Origin of the sequence: Mycobacterium sp. E3305, assembly GCF_001666785.1 — a bacterium.
GTDB lineage: Bacteria > Actinomycetota > Actinomycetes > Mycobacteriales > Mycobacteriaceae > Mycobacterium.
Window position 1 is genome coordinate 1 of record NZ_LZJA01000137.1, and the last position, 19202, is coordinate 19202.

Below are 19202 nucleotides of genomic sequence, written 5' to 3' on the forward strand. Positions count from 1 at the left end.
AGATGCGCCAACCGATTCGACGCCTCGTCCAACTCCCGATACGTCAACGACCGGCCCTCGCACGACACCGCCACCGCACCCGGCGCACGCACCACCTGCGCGCCGAACAACGCCGGAATCGACACCGGCACCCACGGCTCGGCCAACACCGCCCGGTTGCCGAAGTCATCGAGCCTGCGGTGCTCGTCGGCGTCGAGGGCATCGGTCGCCGACAAGCGCCGCTGCGGGTCGGTGGTCATGGCCACCAACACCCGCCGCAGCCGCTCGATCAGCGTTTCGATGGCCTGGGCGTCGAAGACGTCGGCGTCGTATTCGACGCGGAGGCGCAGTTCGTGGCCCGGCTGGGCCTGGATCGTCAGCGGATAATGCGTGGATTCCCGGCTGGCGATGTCGGTGATGGACAGCTCCTGATTGCCGGACAGGGCGGCCGCGTCGATCGGGTAGTTCTCGTAGGCGAACAGGGTGTCGAACAGCTGGTCCTGACCCGTGATGCGGTGAATCTCGTTGAGCGCCAGGTGCTGGTGGTCGAGCGTGTGGTTGTAGGCGCCCTGCAGTTGTTCGAGCAATCCTGCCGCGGTGGTGGTCGGCGTGATGTTCGCCCGCACCGGCACGGTGTTGATCAGCAGGCCGACCATCGATTCCGCGCCGGGGATCTCGGCCGGCCGGCCCGAGACCGTGGTGCCGAACGTGACGTCGTGCTGGCCGGTCAGCCAGCACAGCAGTTGCGCGTAGGCGGCCTGCAGCACCGTGTTGACGGTGGTGTGGCAGGAACGGGCCAGCTCGCCCACTGCGAGCGTGAGGTCGGCGGGCAGCCCTAGCGTCCGAACGCCCTGCTCCCCCGGCCGCAGCCGGTCCCGGCGGCCGACCAGCGTCGGGGTGTCGAAGCCGGCGAACACCTGGGCCCACGCGTCGCGGGCGGCGTCGCGGTCGCGGGCGGCCAACCAGGTGACGAAGCTGCGGTAGGGCGCGGCCGCGGGCAGGCGCTGACCGTAGTAGGCGGAAAAGATGTCGCCCAGCAGGATCGGCATCGACCAGCCGTCGAGAACGATGTGATGGTTGGTCAGCACCAGGTGGTGGCGGTCAATTCCGGTGCGGATCAGGGCAACCCGGAAGGGCGGCTGGTTGGCGAGATCGCACACGGCGGCGCGCTCGGCGGCGCACAGCCGCCGGATCTGCTCGTCGACGTCGTCGCGCAGCTCGATGTACCGCCAGGCCGGGGCGGGCTCTGCGGCGATGACTTGCACCGGCTCGCCGAACCGATCGACGAAGTGGGCCACCAGGTTTGGGTGGCGCCTGACCACGTCGCGCACGGCGTCGCGCAGGCGGCCGGGGTCGAGCGGCCCGGTGACGCTGATGTCGAGCTGTCCCGCGTAAAGGTCGCCGGCATCCTGGCCGGCGCTCCGGACGGTGTTCGCGTGGAAGAGCAGCCCCTGCTGCACCGGGGTCAGCGGGAGCACGTCGGCGACGTCGTGTTGTCGCTGCAGCTGGTCGATCTGCTTCTGGTCGAGGCGGGCGGGCGCGACGTCCGAGGGCGTCAATCCACCGCCGCCCGAACGCACGTGGGCGCAGATCCCGGCCAGGGCCTCGAACCAGAGCCGGCTCAGCCGGCCGACCTGCCCGTCGTCCAGCGCGGAGGGCGCCCAGGTCCAGTTGGCGTGCAGGTGCGCGCCGGATTCGGTGTCGACGGTGGCCGCGTTGAGCTCCAGGGTGTGCATCAGCGGCATGGGGATGGCCGCCGCAGCTGCAGTGACCGAGCCCGGCACCGGTCGCCACATCTCCTCGGACAGCTCGGCCGTACCACCTTGGCGCCCAAGGTAGTTGAATCCGATCGTCGGGTCGGCCCCGTCCACGGCGGCATCGGCGTTCAGGTAGCGCAGCAACCCGTAGGTCAGCGAGTCCGGGAGGGCGCGCAGCTGCTCCTTGCCGTCCTTGAGGGCCGCGCCAAGCGCGGCGTCACCGGCGACCACCTTCGCCCAGGACAGCCCTCCGACGTTCAAGGCCACCGGGTATTTGGCGGTGAACCATCCCACGGTGTGCGACAGGTCGATGTCGCGGCCGAGCTCCTCGTTGCGGCCGTGGCCCTCGACGTCGATGCCGATCGGCGCGCGGGTGTCGCCCAGGAATTCCCCCACCGCCAAAGCGAACGCGACGAGCAGGATGTCCTGGACGCCAGCGTGAAACGCCGCGGGCACCTCACCGAGCAGCATGCCGGTGGTTTCCGCGTCCAGCTCCACCGACAGGTGCCCGGCGGCGGCGAAGGTGTCCACGTCGGGGCGCACCGCGGGCAGCGCCGCGGGGGTGGCCGCCACCCGCTGCCAGGTGCCCAGGTGGTTCAGGATGTCCGGGTCGCCCGCGCGCTCGGCCAGCCGCGCAGCCCACCGGGCGAACGACGTCCCCGTCGACGGCAGCGCCACCGGCTGCCCGAGCCGGTGCTGGGCCCAGGCGATGTTCAAGTCCTCCAACAGGATTCGCCAGGACACCCCGTCGACGGCCAGGTGGTGGACGATCACCGCCAGCTGGTTGGTGGTGGTCACCCACAGCGCGCTGAGCATCGCCCCGCCGGCCGGGTTCAACCGCGAGCGGGCCTCGACGAGTGCCGCGTCGGACAGCTCGCCCACCGTTTGCAGGCAGTCGCGGGCGTGCACCGAACCGGGCTCGGGCACGGTCGGCGACCATTCGTCGTCGAGGCGCAGGCGCAGCATGCCGTGCCGGTCGAGCAGGGCCTGCAGCACCACCAGCACGTCGGCCTCGCCCACCGCGGCGGGGGCCTGCACCAGCATCGTCTGGTTGAACTGGTCGACCGGCCCGTCCACGCCGCGCAGCCAATGCATGATCGGGGTGGCCGCCACCGGACCCACGCCCTCGTCGATCACGCCGGTGCCCGCCTCGGCCACCTCGGCCACCCGCGCCAGCCGGGCGACGGTCTGCTCGACGAACAGGTCGCGCGTGCGGCAGATCAGGCCGGCGGCCCGTGCCCGGGTCACCACTTGCATCGACGAGATGCTGTCGCCGCCCAGATCGAAGAAGGAGTCGTCCACCCCAACCCGGTCGAGTCCGAGCACCTGGGCGTAGATGCCGGCCAGGATCTCCTCGACGGCGTTGCCCGGGGCGCGGTACTGCTCGCCGTCGGAATACTCCGGTGCGGGCAATGCGCGGGTGTCGAGCTTGCCGTTGGGTGTGAGCGGCAGGGCCGGCATCGCGACCACGGCGGCGGGAATCATGTAGGCCGGCAACCGCTCCGCCAGCGCGGCGCGGACCTCGACCGGATCGGCCTGCCCGGTGAGGTAGGCCACCAGGCGCTTGTCACCGGGACGGTCCTCGCGGGCGATGACCACCGCCTGCTCCACCCCGTCCAGCCAGGCCAGGGCGGCGCGCACGTCGCCGAGCTCGATGCGGTAACCGCGGATCTTGACCTGCTCGTCCACCCGGCCCAGGTAGTCCAGTTGGCCGTCCGCGCGCCAGCGCACCAGGTCCCCGGTGCGGTACATGCGGGTGCCGGCCCCGCCGAACGGGCAGGCCACAAACCGCGACGCGGTCAGACCGGCCCGCTGCCAGTAGCCGCAGGCGACACCCGAACCGGCCACGTACAACTCGCCGACCACGCCGACGGGCACCGGCCGCAGGCGCTCGTCGAGGACGAACAACGCGCCGCCGGGCACCGGTGACCCGATCGGCACCACACCCGATTCCGCGGACGCCGCGGTCAGGGGTTCGCTGACCGCCGCGTACACGGTGGCCTCGGTGGGGCCGTAGGCGTTGATCATCGTCCGGTCCGCCCCCCACCGGTCGACCAGCTCGGCGGGGCACGCCTCGCCGGCCACCACCAGGGTGACCGACTCCAGCCCCTCGGGTGACAACATCGCCGCCGCGGACGGGGTCTGGCTCAGCACGCCGACGCGTTCGGCCACCAGCAGTGCGTGGAGGTCTTCCGGTGCCCGGGCGACCGACTCGGGCACCACGACCAGCCGTCCGCCGTGCAGCAGGGCACCGAAGATCTCGTGCACCGAGACGTCGAAGGCCAGGGAATGCCACTGCGACCAGACCCCACCGCGCGGCAGGCCGGCATCCATGCGCGCGAGAAGTTGCGTCGCGTTGCGATGCGTGACCGCAACGCCTTTGGGGACACCGGTGGTGCCGGACGTGTAGATCAGGTAGGCGAAGTCCTCGGGGCCGGGCGCGGTCGGCGCCGGGTCCGGCTGGGCGCCGCCTTCCAGGTCACCGACGTCGATGACGGGCACGTCGTGCCCGCCGAGCCGGTCGGCCAGGTCGGCGGTGGTGAGGACGGCCATCGGCGCGGCATCGGATAGCACGAAGCCGATCCGGGCCTCCGGCAGCGCCGGATCGATCGGCAGGTACGCCGCGCCGGACTTGAGCACCGCCAGGATCGCCACGATCGCCTCGGAAGAACGCGGAAACAGCAGTGCCACAAACCGTCCCGGACCGGCCCCCCGCCCGGCCAACACGCGCGCCAGCCCCTCCGCCGCGGCGTCCAGTTCGCGGTAGGTCATGGACCGGCCGTCGCACACGAGTGCCACCGCTTCGGGCGTGCGGGCCAGCTGCGCGGCGAACAGCTGCGGAATGGACACCGGCGCGGCGGGCGGCCCGGTCAGCGCCGCGCGGTTCCCGATCTGGTCGAGGCGGGCATGCTCGGCCGCGTCGAGCAAATCCACCGCCGACAGCGATCGGGTGGGGTCGACGGTCATCGCCGTCAGCACCCGCTGCAATCGGCCGACGAGCGCCTCGACGCTGTCCGCGTCGAACACGTCGGTGCGGAACTCCACCGTCCCGCCGATGCCGGCGGGCTCACCCGCCTCGCTCCAGCGCTCGGCCAACGAGAACGTCAGATCCATGCGGGCGGTCTGGGTGTCCACCGGCATCGGCGTGATCCCGACGTCGCCCAGGGTCAGCCCGGCGACCGGGCCACCGCCTTGCCCGGCGAAGTTCTGCCAGGCCAGCATCACCTGGACCAGCGGATGATGGGTCAGGCTTCGGGTGGGGTTGAGCCGCTCGACGAGAACCTCGAAGGGCACGTCTTGGTGTTCGTAGGCGGCCAGGCTGCGCTGCCGCACCTGCGACAGCAGGTCGGCGAAGGTGGGGTCGCCGCCCAGCTCTGTCAGGTCGACCCGCAGCACCAGGGTGTTGACGAAGAATCCGACCAGCTCGTCGAGGGCGGGGTCGCGCCGCCCGGCGATCGGGAAGCCCACGGCCACATCGGAACTCGCGGTCGTCTTCGCGAGCAGCACCGCCAGCGCGGCCTGCACGACCATGAAGCTGGTCGCGTTGTGCTGGCGGGCCAGCTCGCCGACGCGCCGCTGCAGCTCGGCCGGCCAGTCAACTTCCACGGTGGCGCCCCGCTGATCGGCGACCAGCGGGTAGGGCCGGTCGGTGGGCAGCGGAAGCCGGTCGGGCATGCCGGCCAACGCGCCTTCCCAGTAGGCCAGCTGGGCGGCGATGGGGCTGGTGCGGTCGTCGAGATCGCCGAGCTGCGCGCGCTGCCACAGCGTGTAATCGACGTATTGCACCGCCAGCGGCGCCCAGTCGGGGGCGTGTCCGGCACACCGGCTCGCATACGCGACGCCCAGATCGCGTACCAGCGGGGTGATCGACATCCCGTCGGCGGCGATGTGGTGCACCACGGCCACCAGCACGTGCTCGTCGTCGTCGATGCGGAAAAGCTCTGCCCGCAAGGGAATTTCGGTTGCGAGGTCGAAGGTGTAGCGCGCCGTGGCGCCGATGGCCTCGTCGAGCTGGCCGGCGGACCATGTGCACGCGTCGACGACCGACCACCCGAAGCCCGCTTTCTCGACCGGGGTCACCAGCTGCTGGGGCGTGCCCTCGGGCGCGGCGATCAGGGTGCGCAGGCTCTCGTGGCGCGCCACCACGTCGGCCAGCGCCGCACCCAGCGCGTCCGCGTCGAGGCGACCACTGAGCCGCAGCGCCGCCGCCATGTTGTAAACCGGTGACGGGCCTTGCAATTGGTCGAGGAACCACAAGCGGTTCTGCGCGAATGACAGCGGGACGACCGCGGGCCGCTCGGCGGCCACCAAGGGCTCCAGGCCGTTCGTGCCCTCGTCGATCCGCAGCGCCAGCTGGGCCACCGTCGGCGCCTCGAACACCACGCGGACCGGGACACCGGCACCGAGGTTGCTGTTGATGGCGGCGACGAGACCCATCGCGGAGATGCTTTCGCCGCCGAGTTCGAAGAAGGAGTCGTCGATGCCGACGCGATCGAGGCCCAGGACGTCGGCGAAGATGGTGGCGAGAATCTCTTCGGTCGGGTTCTGCGGGGCGCGGTAGCGGCCGGCGCCGTATTCGGGGGCCGGCAGCGCGCGGGTGTCCAGCTTGCCATTGGCGGTCAGCGGCAGGGCTTGCAGGCCCACGATCGCGGCGGGCACCATGAACGCCGGCAACCGCTCGGAAAGCCGCGCCCTCAGCTGAGCCGGGTCGGCCGCGCCCGTGATGTAACCGACCAGACGCTTGTCACCGGGGCGATCCTCACGCGCGATCACCACCGCCTGCCCCACCCCGTCCAAAGCGCTCAACGCGGCCTGGATCTCACCGAGCTCGATGCGATACCCGCGGACCTTGACCTGCTCATCGGCGCGACCGAAGTATTGCAGTTGCCCGTCGCGGTTCCAACGCACCAGATCGCCGGTGCGATACATCCGCGTTGCAATCCCGCCGAACGGGCAGGCGACAAATCTCGACGCCGTCAGCCCGGGCCGGCCGAGATATCCAGTGGCCAAACCGGATCCGGCCACATACAGCTCCCCGACCACGCCCTCGGGCACCGGGCGCAACGACCCGTCGAGCACGAACAGCGCCGCACCGGGCACCGGCGAGCCGATCGGAGGCACCCCTGACCCCGCGACGAGCGGGGTGCTGATCGCGACACACATCGTGGTCTCGGTCGGCCCATAGGCGTTGACCAGCACCCGCCCCGGCGCCCACCGGTCCACCACCTCGGGCGGGCAGGCCTCCCCGGCCATCACCACCGCCACGTCGTCCAAACCGGCCGGGTCCAGCATCGCCACCGCCGACGGCGTCTGGGTCAGAACACTGACGCCGTGGGCGCGCAGCACCGCATGGAAGTCCAGCGGTGAACCCGCCACGGATTCGGGCACCACAACCAGTCGCCCCCCGCGCAACAGCGGGGCGAAGATCTCCCACACCGACACGTCGAAGGCCAGCGAATGCGCATGCGACCACACCCCGGGCGCCGGCAACCCGCCATCCAGCGAGCCGATCAACTGCGTCACGTTACGATGCGTGACGCCAACACCTTTGGGCACACCCGTGGTACCCGAGGTGTAGATCACGTAGGCCAGCCCGTCGGCGTCCGGCTCCGCCAGGGCGGTGTCGGGCACGGTGTCGAGGCGCCGATCGTCGACGTCCACCACGGGCACTCCGCGGCCCTCGAATCGCGCCGCCAGATCGGCGGTGCTGACCGCGACCACGGGGGCGGCGTCACCGAGCATGAACTCGATCCGGGTATCCGGGGAGGAAGGGTCGATCGGCAGGTAGGCCGCCCCGGTCTTGAGCACCGCGAGCATGGCCGCGATCGCCTCGGCCGACCGCGAAAACAGCAGTGCCACAATCCGTCCCGGGCCCGCGCCGTGGGCCACCAACTGGCGCGCCAGCCGGGTCGAAGCCTCATCCAGCTCGCGGTAGGTCACCGACAGGCCCGCACCCGACACCGCCACCGCCCCAGGCGCGCGTGCCACCTGCGCAGCGAACAACCCGGGCACCGACACCGACCCCGGCACCGGTCCACTCAAAGCCGCCCGATTGCCGAACGCGTCCAGCCGAGACCGCTCGGCCTCATCGAGCACATCCACCGACGACAACGCCCGGCCGGGGTCGGCGGTCGTGGCCGAAAGGACGCGCCGCAGCCGCGCGATCAGCGTTTCGATGGTGTCGGCGTCGAAGACGTCGGTGCGGAATTCCACCCGGCCGCCGATGCCGGCGGCCTCCCCCGTCTCGCTGAAGCGTTCGGCGAGGGAGAACACCAAATCCATCCGGGCGGACTCGGTGTCGACCGGCACGGAGGTGACGTCGAGGTCGCCCAGCGCAAGACCGGCGGCCGGATCGTCGTGGCCGGCGAAGTTCTGCCAGGCCAACATGACCTGCACCAGCGGGTGGTGGGTCAGGCTGCGGGCCGGGTTGAGCCGCTCGACGAGCAACTCGAACGGCACGTCTTGATGCTCGAACGCCTCCAGGCTGCGCGCCTGGACGCGTGCCAGCAGTTCGGCGAAAGTGGGGTCGCCGGCCAGGTCGACGCGCAGCACCAACGTGTTGACGAAGAAACCGACGAGCGCGTCCAGGGCGCGGTCGCGGCGCCCGGCGATCGGAAAGCCGATCGGAATATCCGAGCCGGCACCGACTTTCGACAGCAGCACGGCCAGCGCGGCCTGCACCACCATGAACGTGGTCGCGTTGTGCTCGCGGGCCATCCGGCGAACCTGCTGCTGCAGCTCCGACGGCCAATCCACGACGACGCTGGCGCCGCGCTGGTCGGCGACGGGCGGGTAGGGCCGGTCGGTGGGCAGCTGCAACCGCTCGGGCATCCCGGCCAGCGCGTCCCGCCAGTAGGACAGCTGGGCCGCGATGGGGCTCCGGCTGTCGTCCAGTTCACCGAACTGCGCGCGCTGCCACAGCGTGTAGTCGACGTACTGCACCGGCAGGTCGGCCCAGCCGGGCGCCTCCCCCGCGCATCGGCCGGCGTACGCGACACTGAGGTCGGCGGCCAGCGGCGTGAGGGACAGGCCGTCCGCGGCGATGTGGTGCACGACGATCACCAGCAGGTGTTCCCGCTCGCCGAGGGCGAAAAGCTTTGCGCGCAGCGGGGTCTCGGTGGCCAGGTCGAAGGTGTGGCGTGTCGTCGCCGCGATGGCCTCGTCCACCTCGCCCGCCGGGGATCCGGTGGCATCGACGATTTCCCAGCCGAAGTCGGCCTCCTCGGCGGGTACCACCAGCTGCTGGGGCGTTCCGTGGCGGGCGGGGAACAGCGTGCGCAGGCTCTCGTGGCGGTTCACCACATCGTCCAGCGCCGCGCGCAGCGCGCCGGCGTCGAGGCGCCCGCGCAGCCGCAACGCGGCCGCCATGTTGTAGATCGGCGATGGGCCCTGCAGCTGCTGGATGAACCACAACCGGCTCTGCGCGAACGACAACGGGATCACCGCCGGGCGGTCGCCGGCGACCAGCGGCTGCAGGCGCCCCGCGGTCTCGCCGATGCGGGGGGCCAGTTGCGCGACCGTCGGCGCCTCGAACACGGCACGCACCGGCAGCTCGGTCTCGAGTGAGCCGTTGATCGCCGCGATCAGGCGCATCGTGGACAGCGAATCACCGCCGAGATCGAAGAACGAGTCGTCGACCCCGACGCGTTCGACGCCGAGTACCTCGGCGTAGATGCCGGCCAAAATCTCCTCGACCGCCGTGCTCGGGGCGCGGTAGTTGCCGGCGTCTTGGTAGTCCGGGGCGGGCAGGGCGCGGGTGTCGAGCTTGCCGTTGACGGTCATGGGCAGCGCCGGGAGGACGACGACCGCGGCCGGGACCATGTAGGCGGGCAGCCGTTCGGCCAGCGCGGCGCGGGCGTTGCCCGCGTCCACCGTCCCGGTGACGTAACCCACCAGCCGTTTGTCGCCGCGGTCCTCACGGGGGACGACCACCGCCTGCTCGACACCGTCCAAAGCGCTCAGGGCGGACTGGATTTCGCCGAGTTCGATGCGATAGCCGCGGATCTTGACCTGTTCGTCGGCACGGCCGAGGTAGCGCAGTTGCCCGTCGGGCCCCCAGCACACCAGGTCGCCGGTGCGGTACATCCGGGTCCCCGGTGCGCCGAACGGGCAGGCCATGAAGCGCGACGCCGTCAACCCCGATCGGCGCCAATACCCGACACCGACCCCGTCGCCCGCCAGGTACAGCTCGCCGACCACCCCGGGCGGAACCGGTTGCAGCCATTCGTCCAGCACGAAGAATGCCGCCCTCGTCACCGGTGCGCCGATCGGCGGGAAGCCAGATCCCGCCGCCAGCGGCGCGCTCTTGCAGGCCCACATCGTGGTTTCGGTTGGGCCGTAGACGTTGACCATCACCCGCCCCGGCGCCCAGCGATCCACCAGCTCGGGCGGGCAGGGCTCGGCCCCGATCACGAGCGCGGTCGCATCCAGCCCGTCGGTCGGCAACATCCCCACGGCCGAGGGGGTTTGGGTGAGCACGGTGACACCCTCGGCGACCAGGAGGGCGTGGAATTCCTGCGGTGAGCGGGCCACCGATTCGGGCACCACCACCAGCCGCCCGCCGTGCAGCAGCGCACCCCAGATCTCCCAGACCGAGAAGTCGAAGGCGTAGGAGTGGAACTGGGTCCAGACCTGCCCCGGTGACATCTCGATGCCGATCCGCAGCGAGTCGAAGAGCTGCGCGACGTTGTATTGGGTTACCGCAACACCTTTCGGGACACCGGTGGTCCCGGAGGTGTAGATGATGTGCGCGAGGTCGTCGGGCGCGGGCGCCGGTGGCGCCGTGCCGGGCTGGCTGTCCAGGGCGGGGCCGCCGACGTCGACGACCGCCAGGTCGAACCCGTGCAACCGCTCGGTCAGCGCCGCGGTGGTGACCACGGCGATCGGTGCGGCGTCGGTGAGCATGAACTCCATCCGGGCCGCCGGCAGCGCCGGGTCGATCGGCAGGTATGCCGCCCCGGATTTGAGCGCGGCCACGATCGCCACGATGGCCTCGGCCGAGCGCGAAAAGAGCAGCGCCACACGCTCACCCGGGCCCGCTCCACACCCGATCAGCAGGTGCGCCAAGCGGTTGGCCGCCTCGTCGAGTTCCCGGTATGTCATGGACCGGCCGTCGCAGACCACGGCAACCGCGTCGGGCGTGCGCGCCGCCTGCGCGGCGAACAATTCCGGAACCGACACCGGCGTCGCCGGCTCGGTCAGCACTGCCCTGTTGCCCCACCTCTCCAGCCGGGCGTGCTCGCCCGGATCCAGCAGGTCTACCGACGACATCCGCAGCCCCGGGTCGGAGGTGACGGCCACCAGCAGGCGGTGCACCCGCTCGATCAACGTCACGACGGTGTCGGCGTCGAAAACGTCGGTACGGTATTCCGCCGTCACGCCGATGCCCGCGTGCTGGCCGGCCTCGGTCCAGCGGTCGGACAGCGAGAACGTCAAATCCATTCGCGCCGTGTGGGTTTCGACCGGCATCGCGGTGGCCCGGACATCGCCGAGGGCCAACGTGGCGGTGGGATTGCTGTCATAGCCGGGGAAGTTCTCCCAGCCCAACAACACCTGGATCAACGGATGATGGGCCAGGCTGCGGGTGGGATTGAGCCGATCCACCAGGAACTCGAACGGCACATCCTGGTGCTCGAACGCGGCGAGGCTACGCCGTCGCACCTGCGCCAGCAGCTCGGCGAAGGTGGGATCGCCGGCCAGGTCGACCCGCAGCACCAGTGTGTTGACGAAAAAACCCACCAGCTCGTCCAGCGCGGGATCGCGGCGCCCGGCGATCGGGAACCCCACCGCCACATCGTCGCTGGCGCTGATCTTCGACAGCAGCGCGGCGAAGGCGGCCTGAATCACCATGAAGCTGGTCGCGTTGTGCTCGCGCGCTACCCGACGGATCTGCTGCTGGACCTCCGTCGGCCAGTCCACCGCCAGCCGGGCCCCCCGGTGGTCGGCGACCGGCGGGTAGGGCCGATCGGTGGGCAGCTGCAAGCGCTCGGGCATCCCGGCCAGCGCGTCCTGCCAGAAGTCCAGCTGGGCGGCGATCCGGCTCTGGCTGTCGTCCAGGTCGCCGAATTGCGCGCGCTGCCACAGCGTGTAGTCGACGTACTGCACCGACAGCGGCGCCCATTCCGGGGCCTGCCCGGCGCACCGCGCCGCGTACGCGACGCCCAGATCACGCGCCATCGGGGCGATCGACCACCCGTCGGCGGCGATGTGGTGCACCACGACCACCAGCACATGGTCGTCGTCGGCGGTGGTGAAAAGCTCCGCGTGTAAAGGTATTTCGTTCGCCAGGTCGAACGCGTAGCCGGCGACGGCATCGGTGCCCTCGCGCAGCCGGCCTTCCGGCCAGCCCCGGGCGTCGACGACGTTCCACCCCAATCGGGCGCGTTCGGCGGGGAGCACCACCTGGTGGGGGGTGCCGTCGTGAACCGCGAACAGTGTCCGCAGGCTTTCGTGGCGGTCGACGACGTCGGCCAGCGCCGCGCCCAGCGCGTCCGCGTCGACGCGCCCTCGCAGCCGCAACGCGACCGCGACGTTGTAGATGGGCGAGGGTCCCTGGAACTGGTCGATGAACCACAACCGGCTCTGCGCGAACGACAGCGGGATGAGCTCGGGCCGCTCGCCGGACACCAGCGGCTCCAGCCGGGCGGCCTCCCCGCCGGTGAGGCGGGCCAGCTCGGCGACGGTGGGCGCGTCGAACACGGCGCGCACCCCGAGGTCGGAATTCACGCTGGCGTTGACCGCGGCGATCAGGCGCATGGCCGACAGCGAGTCCCCGCCGAGGTCGAAGAACGAGTCGTCCACCCCGACCCGCTCCAGGCCCAGAACCTGGCCGAAGATGCCGACCAGGATCTCCTCGACCGCATTCGACGGGGCCCGATAACGATCGGCGTCCTGATAGTCGGGTGCGGGCAGCGCCTTGCGGTCGAGCTTGCCCGAGGAGGTCAGCGGGAATTCCTCGAGCGCCACGATGTGCGACGGCACCATGTAGTCGGGCAGCCACGCGCTGATCCGTTCGCGCACCGCGGCGATCTTCGTGTTGGCGTGCGGGTCGTTGGCGTAGCTGGTGCGTTGCCGGGCCCGGGCGGGCGGCAGGTAGACGTCGGTCAGCCGAACATCGGAGTCGGTGAAAACCGCACTGAGCGTGCCGGGTTGGGTGCCCCAGGTGACGGCGACGTGATATCCGGCGGACTCGCCGAGGCGATGCAATCGTTCCGCGACGGTGGCGCCGGTGATCGCGCCGGCTTGGGCCAACGCTTCGGGGATGGGCAGCCCCGCGGCGAGCGCGGATTCGATACGGACGTCGGCGATCACCCCCACGTGCGGGATGTCGGTGACGCGGACCTCGGCGGGCCGCTCCGACGTCAGCCTGTCGTGCAGCGCGTCCAGGCCCGCACATTGCGCCCACGCCCAGACGGGCGCGCCGGCCACCGAGCGAAGGGGTGCGGGAGCCTTGTGGATGGTGACGTCGTAGCGGTACCGGTTCAGTTCGTTGTCGGCCATGCCGCGCTTGACCCGGATGTCCAGCCCGCCCGCGGATTCGTGACCGCCGACCCAGCTGGTGAAAAACTCGGGCGCCAAAAGCAATTCGGTCTCGCCGAGCATCGCGTGCCGGACGCGCTGGCGGATCTCGGCGGCGTCGCCGGCGCCGGCATCCGTACGGGCCAGCGCGATGCCGGTCTGGAATGCGCTCTGCAGGGCGTGGTTGCGGACGTCACCGATGAACACCGCCCCGCCCGGCGCTAGCAGTTCCATCGCGGCGTCCATGACGCCGGCCAAATATCCCGCGTTGGGGAAGTACTGGACGACGGAGTTGAGGATGACGGTGTCGAAAGAGCCCCGCGGCAGCCCGTCCGTGACGTCGGCCGGCTGGGTCAGCAGCTGAACCCGGTCGCGCCACGGGAGCTGCAATTGCTCCAACGAGCGGGCCAGGTTTTCGATCGCCGCGGCCGAAAAGTCCGTGGCGACATACTGATCGCACTGCGGGGCGATCTGCGACAGCAGCAATCCCGAGCCCGCGCCGATCTCGAGCACTCGCCGCGGTCGCAGCGCCATGATCCGTTCCACCGTGGCGGCACGCCACTCGACCATCTCCTCGAGCGGGATCGGGTCGCCGGTGTAGCTGCTGTTCCAGCCGCGGAAATCCATGCCGAAGCCGGACTCGCCGTCGGCGCCGTACAGGTCGTCGTAAAGGTGCTGCCACTCTTGGACGTTCTCGGCGTCGTCGTCGGCCGTGGTGTTGTGGTCGAGGGTGACGTAGGCGACCAGCTGCGTGCCGGTGGCGCTGTCCTGCACGGTGACGGCGGCCTGGGTTACCTGTGGGCAGGCCAGCAGGGTGTTCTCGATTTCGCCCAGTTCGATGCGCTGCCCGCGCAGCTTGATCTGGGTGTCGGCGCGCCCCAGGTAGTCCAGGGTTCCCTCGGGCGTCCAGCGGGCCAGGTCGCCGGTGCGGTACATCCGTGACCCGGGCGCGCCAAAGGGATTGGCCACGAACCGTTCCGCGGTCAGCTCCACCCGACCCACGTAGCCGTGCGCCAGCGCGGGCCCGATCAGGTACAGCTCCCCCATCACCCCGACCGGCGCCGGGTTAAGCCAGGCGTCGAGCACCAGAGCGGACACGCCCGGAATCGGAGCGCCGATCCGGATCGGTCCGCCCGCCGACAGCGGCGCGCTGGAGGTCACCCAGATCGTGCACTCGGTGGGGCCGTAGACGTTGAACATGCGCCGGCCGGGCGCCCACGCGGCCACCAGCTCCGGCGAAAAGGCCTCTCCACCGACCATCAGCGTGTCGAACCCGTCCAGCCGGGCCGGGTCCAGGGATGCCAGCACCGTAGGGGTCAGGAACGCCGCGCTGACCCGCTGGCTTTCCAGTAGGGCGGTGAGCGGCTCCCCGGCGTAGACCCCCGGCGGCGCCACCACCAGCGCCGCGCCCGACCCGGCGGCCATCACCATTTCGCCGACGGACGCGTCGAACGTCGGCGAGGCCACCATGAGCAGTCGCGTGTCCGGTTGCAGCCCATGCACATCGCGTTCCGCCGCAGCCCAACCCAACAGACCGGCGTGGCTGACCGCCACCCCCTTGGGCGTGCCGGTGGAACCCGACGTGAAGATCACGTACGCGGTGTTGGCCGCCGTCAGCGGCGCGAGCCGCTCGGTGTCGGCGATCGCTTCCGCGGAGTACCCCGACAACTCGTCGATCCGGACCACCGGGCGCGCGCCGGCACCGGCCACGTCGTCGGCGCCGCAGGCCAACACGCACACCGCCCCCGCGGCGTCCAGCACCGTGGCGACGCGCTCGACGGGATGGTCCAGATCCACCGGCGCATGCACGCCGCCGGCCTTGACCACGGCCCACCACGCGACCACCAACTCCAGACCGCGATCCATCGCCACGCCCACGGCGCGTTCCGGACCAACGCTAGTCTCAATCAGCTTGCGGGCCAACCGGTTTGACCACTCGTCGAGCTCGCGATAGGACAGCGTCCCGGCACCGTCGACCACCGCGGGCGCGTCCGGGTTGGCGGCCACCGCCCCCGCGAGCAGCTGTGGCGCCACACCGACCGGCGCGGCCACACCCGCGCCGGAGAACCGCGACAGCACCAGATCGCGCTCTGCGCGATCCAGCAGGTCGATAGACGACAGGCGCCGGGTCGGATCGGAGGTGATCGCTGCCAGCACCCGCCGGAACCGCTCGACGAGCGCCTCGATGCCCGCGGTGTCGAACACGTCCGCGTCGAACTCGACGTGCAGGCCGAGCTGGCGGCCCGGGAGGGCCTCCACCGTCAGCGGGTAGTGGTTGTACTCGCGGTTGGTGAACTCGGCGATGGCCAACCCGTCGGGGCCCAACTGCATGCCGTCGCCGATCGGGTAATTCTCGTAGACGAAGAGGGTGTCGAACAGTTGCTCGTGGCCGGTGGCGCGGTGAATGTCGCTGAGCGCCAGGTGTTGATGCTCGAGCGTGTCGTTGTGGTCGTCCTGCAGCTGGCGCAGCAGGTCCGCGGTGGTGGTGGTCGCGGTGATGTTCGCCCGCACCGGCACCGTGTTGATCAGCAAGCCGACCATCGATTCCGCGCCGGCCACCTCGAGCTGGCCCACCCGGGATCGCGGGGTGCCGAAGACGACGTCGTGCCGACCCGTCAGCGAGGTCAGCAGCAGCGCATAGGCGCCCTGGAGCACGGTGCTGACCGTGGTGTGGCAGGCGCGGGCCAGTTCGGTGAGGGCGCGGGTGGTTTCCTCGGGCACGCGGAAGGATTGGGTGCCGCGCCGCCCTTGCCCCAACCGGTCCTTGGGGCCGACGAGCGTCGGCGTCTCGAAGTCGGCGAGCGTCTGAGCCCAGGCGTCGCGGGCGGCATCGAGGTTCCGATCGGCCAGCCAGGTGACGAAGCTGCGATAAGGCGCGGCCGCGGGCAGCCGCTCCCCGTAGTAGCTGGTGAAGATCTCGCGCAGCAGGATCGGCAGCGACCACCCGTCGAGCACGATGTGGTGGTTGGTCAGCACCAGCCGGTGCCGGTCTTCCCGGGTGCGGATCAACGCCACCCGGAACGGCGGCTGGTCGGCCAGGTCCCCGACGGCGGCGCGTTCGGCCGCGCATAGGCGCTCGATCTGCTCGTCGGTGTCGAGCTCGACAAATCGCCACGCCACAACGGGATTGACCGGGATGATCTGCACCGGCTCGTCGAACCGTTCGTAAAACCGGGCGGCCAGATGCGGATGACGGTGGATCACGGTGCGCACCGCGTCGTGCAGGCGGTCGGGGTCGACGGGGCCGGTGAGCGTGAAATCCAGCTGCACGGCGTACATGTCGTCATCGCCGTGGGCGGTGCTGGAGTGGAAGAGCAGGCCCTGCTGCAGTGGGGTCAGCGGCAAGACGTCGGCGAGGTCGTATCGCCGGCCGAGTTCGTCGATCTGCGATTGGCTCAGCCGGGTGGGCGCGATGTCCGATGGCGTCAGACCGCCGCCCCCGGCCCGCACGTGCGCGCAGATGCCGGACAAGGCTTCGAACCACAGCTGACTCAGCTGGCCGATCTGTCCTTCGGTGAGGGCCGACGTCGCCCACGTCCAATCGGCGTGCAATTGCGGGCCGCTGTCGGTGTCGATGGTGCCGGCGTTGAGTTCGACGGTGTGCGCCAACGGCATTGGGATCGCCGCGGCGACCGCCGTCAGGGACAGGCTCTCGGGGTGCAGCCGCCACAAGCCATCGGAGAGCTCGGTTCCGGCGACGAGGCGCCCGAGGTAGTTGAACCCGATCGTCGGGTCGGCGCCGCCCAGCTCGACGTCATCGTTGAGGTAGCGCAGCACGCCATACGTCAGCGGGTGCGGCACGGCGCGGAGTTGTTCCTTGGCGTCTTTGATCACGCTTCCCAGCGCCGGGTCGCCGGCCCGCACCTGGGCCCAGGCCGGCCCGCCGACCGTCAGCGACACCGGGTATTTGGTGGTGAACCAGCCGATCGTGCGCGAGAGGTCCACGTGGGGCGCGACTTCCTCGTGGCGGCCGTGGCCCTCGACGTCGATGCCGACCGGCCCGCGGGCAGAAAGGTTGGGGCCCAGGAACTCCGCGCACGCCAACCCGAACGCGATCAACAGAATGTCTTGCACGCCGGTGTGGAATGCCGCCGGCGCCTCCCCGAGCAGCGTCCGGGTGTCCTCTACGTCCAGCGACGCCGACAGATGCCCGGCTGTGGCGTAGGTGTCCCCGGGCCGCACCGCCGGCAAGGCGGACGGTGTGGCCGCGATCCGCTTCCAGGCGCCCGCCTGGTCGACGACCTCCGGACGGCGGGCGTGTTCGCGGAGCAGCGTTGCCCACCGCGCGTATGACGTCCCGCCCACCGGCAACGCGGCCGGCTGGCCGCCCCGCCCCTGGGCGAAGGCGATGTTCAAGTCCTCCAACAGGATTCGCCACGACACCCCGTCGATGGCCAGGTGGTGAACGACCAACGCCAGCTGGCTCGTGGGGGCGGCCCACACCGCGCTGAGCATCGCCCCGGTGGCGGGGTTCAGCCTCGACCGCGCCTCCACCAACGCCTCATCGGACAGCACGTCCACCGACCGCAGGCACGCGGTCGCGTCGACGGCGCCCGCGTCGGGCACCCATAGGGACCACCCGTTGTCGCCGTCGCCCTCGACGCGTAGCCGCAGCATGGCGTGCCGGTCGAGGACGGCCTGCAGCCCTCCCGCGACGTCGGCCTCGGTCGCGCCGGCGGGCGCCTGGAGCACCATCGTCTGGTTGAACTCGGCGATCGGACCACCAATCTCGCGCAGCCACCGCATGATCGGGGTGGCCAGCACCGGTCCGAGGCCCTCGTCGGCCGCGGCGGTGTCGCCGTCGACGACCCCGGCCACGGTCGCCAGGCGGGCGACGGTCTGCTCGACGAAGACGTCCCGCGGGCGGCACGTCAGGCCCGCGGCCCGCGCTCGCGAGACCACTTGCAGCGCCAGGATGCTGTCGCCGCCGAGTTCGAAGAAGGAGTCGTCGATGCCGACGCGATCGAGGCCCAGGACGTCGGCGAAGACGGTGGCCAGGATCTCTTCGGTCGGGTTCTGCGGGGCGCGGTAGCGGTCGGCGCCGTATTCGGGGGCCGGCAGCGCGCGGATGTCCAGTTTGCCGTTGGCGGTCAGCGGCAGGGCTTGCAGGCCCACGATCGCGGCGGGCACCATGAACGCCGGCAACCGCTCGGAAAGCTCTGCCCGCAGCCGCGCCGGGTCGGCCGCGCCCGTGATGTAACCGACCAGACGCTTGTCACCGGGGCGATCCTCACGCGCGATCACCACCGCCTGCCCCACCCCGTCCAACGCGCTCAACGCGGCCTGGACCTCACCCAACTCGATGCGATACCCGCGGACCTTGACCTGCTCATCGCCGCGACCCAGGTAGCGCAACTGCGCATCGCCACCCCAACACGCCAGATCCCCGGTCCGGTACATCCGCAGCCCCGGCGCCCCGAACGGACACGCCACAAACCGCGCACCGGTCAGCCCGGCCCGGCCGAGATATCCAGTGGCCAAACCGGATCCGGCCACATACAGCTCCCCGACCACGCCCTCGGGCACCGGGCGCAACCAGGCATCGAGCACGAACAGCGCCGCACCGGGCACCGGCGAGCCGATCGGCGCCACCCCAGACCCGGCCTGCAGGGGCGCGCTGATCGCCACACACATCGTGGTCTCGGTCGGCCCATAGGCGTTGACCAGCACCCGTCCCGACGCCCACCGATCGACCACCTCGGGCGGGCAGGCCTCCCCGGCCAACACCACCGCCACCCCGTCCAGGCCCGTGGGGTCGAGCATCGCCACCGCCGACGGTGTCTGGGTCAACACGCTCACGCCCTCGGCCACAAGGACGGCGTGCAAGTCTTCCGGCGCGCGCGCGGTGTCGTCGTCGACCACCACCACCCGGCCCCCGCGCAACAGCGGGGCGAAGATCTCCCACACCGACACGTCGAAGGCCAGCGAATGCGCATGCGACCACACCCC

At 70.9% G+C, this 19202-nt stretch carries 1 protein-coding gene; it reads right to left on the bottom strand.

Going from position 1 to position 19202, the window contains the following annotated elements; translation table 11 throughout:
• Positions 1-19202: non-ribosomal peptide synthase/polyketide synthase (locus A5701_RS12770; RefSeq protein WP_156670073.1), on the bottom strand; the 19202-nt coding region annotated here is incomplete at both ends.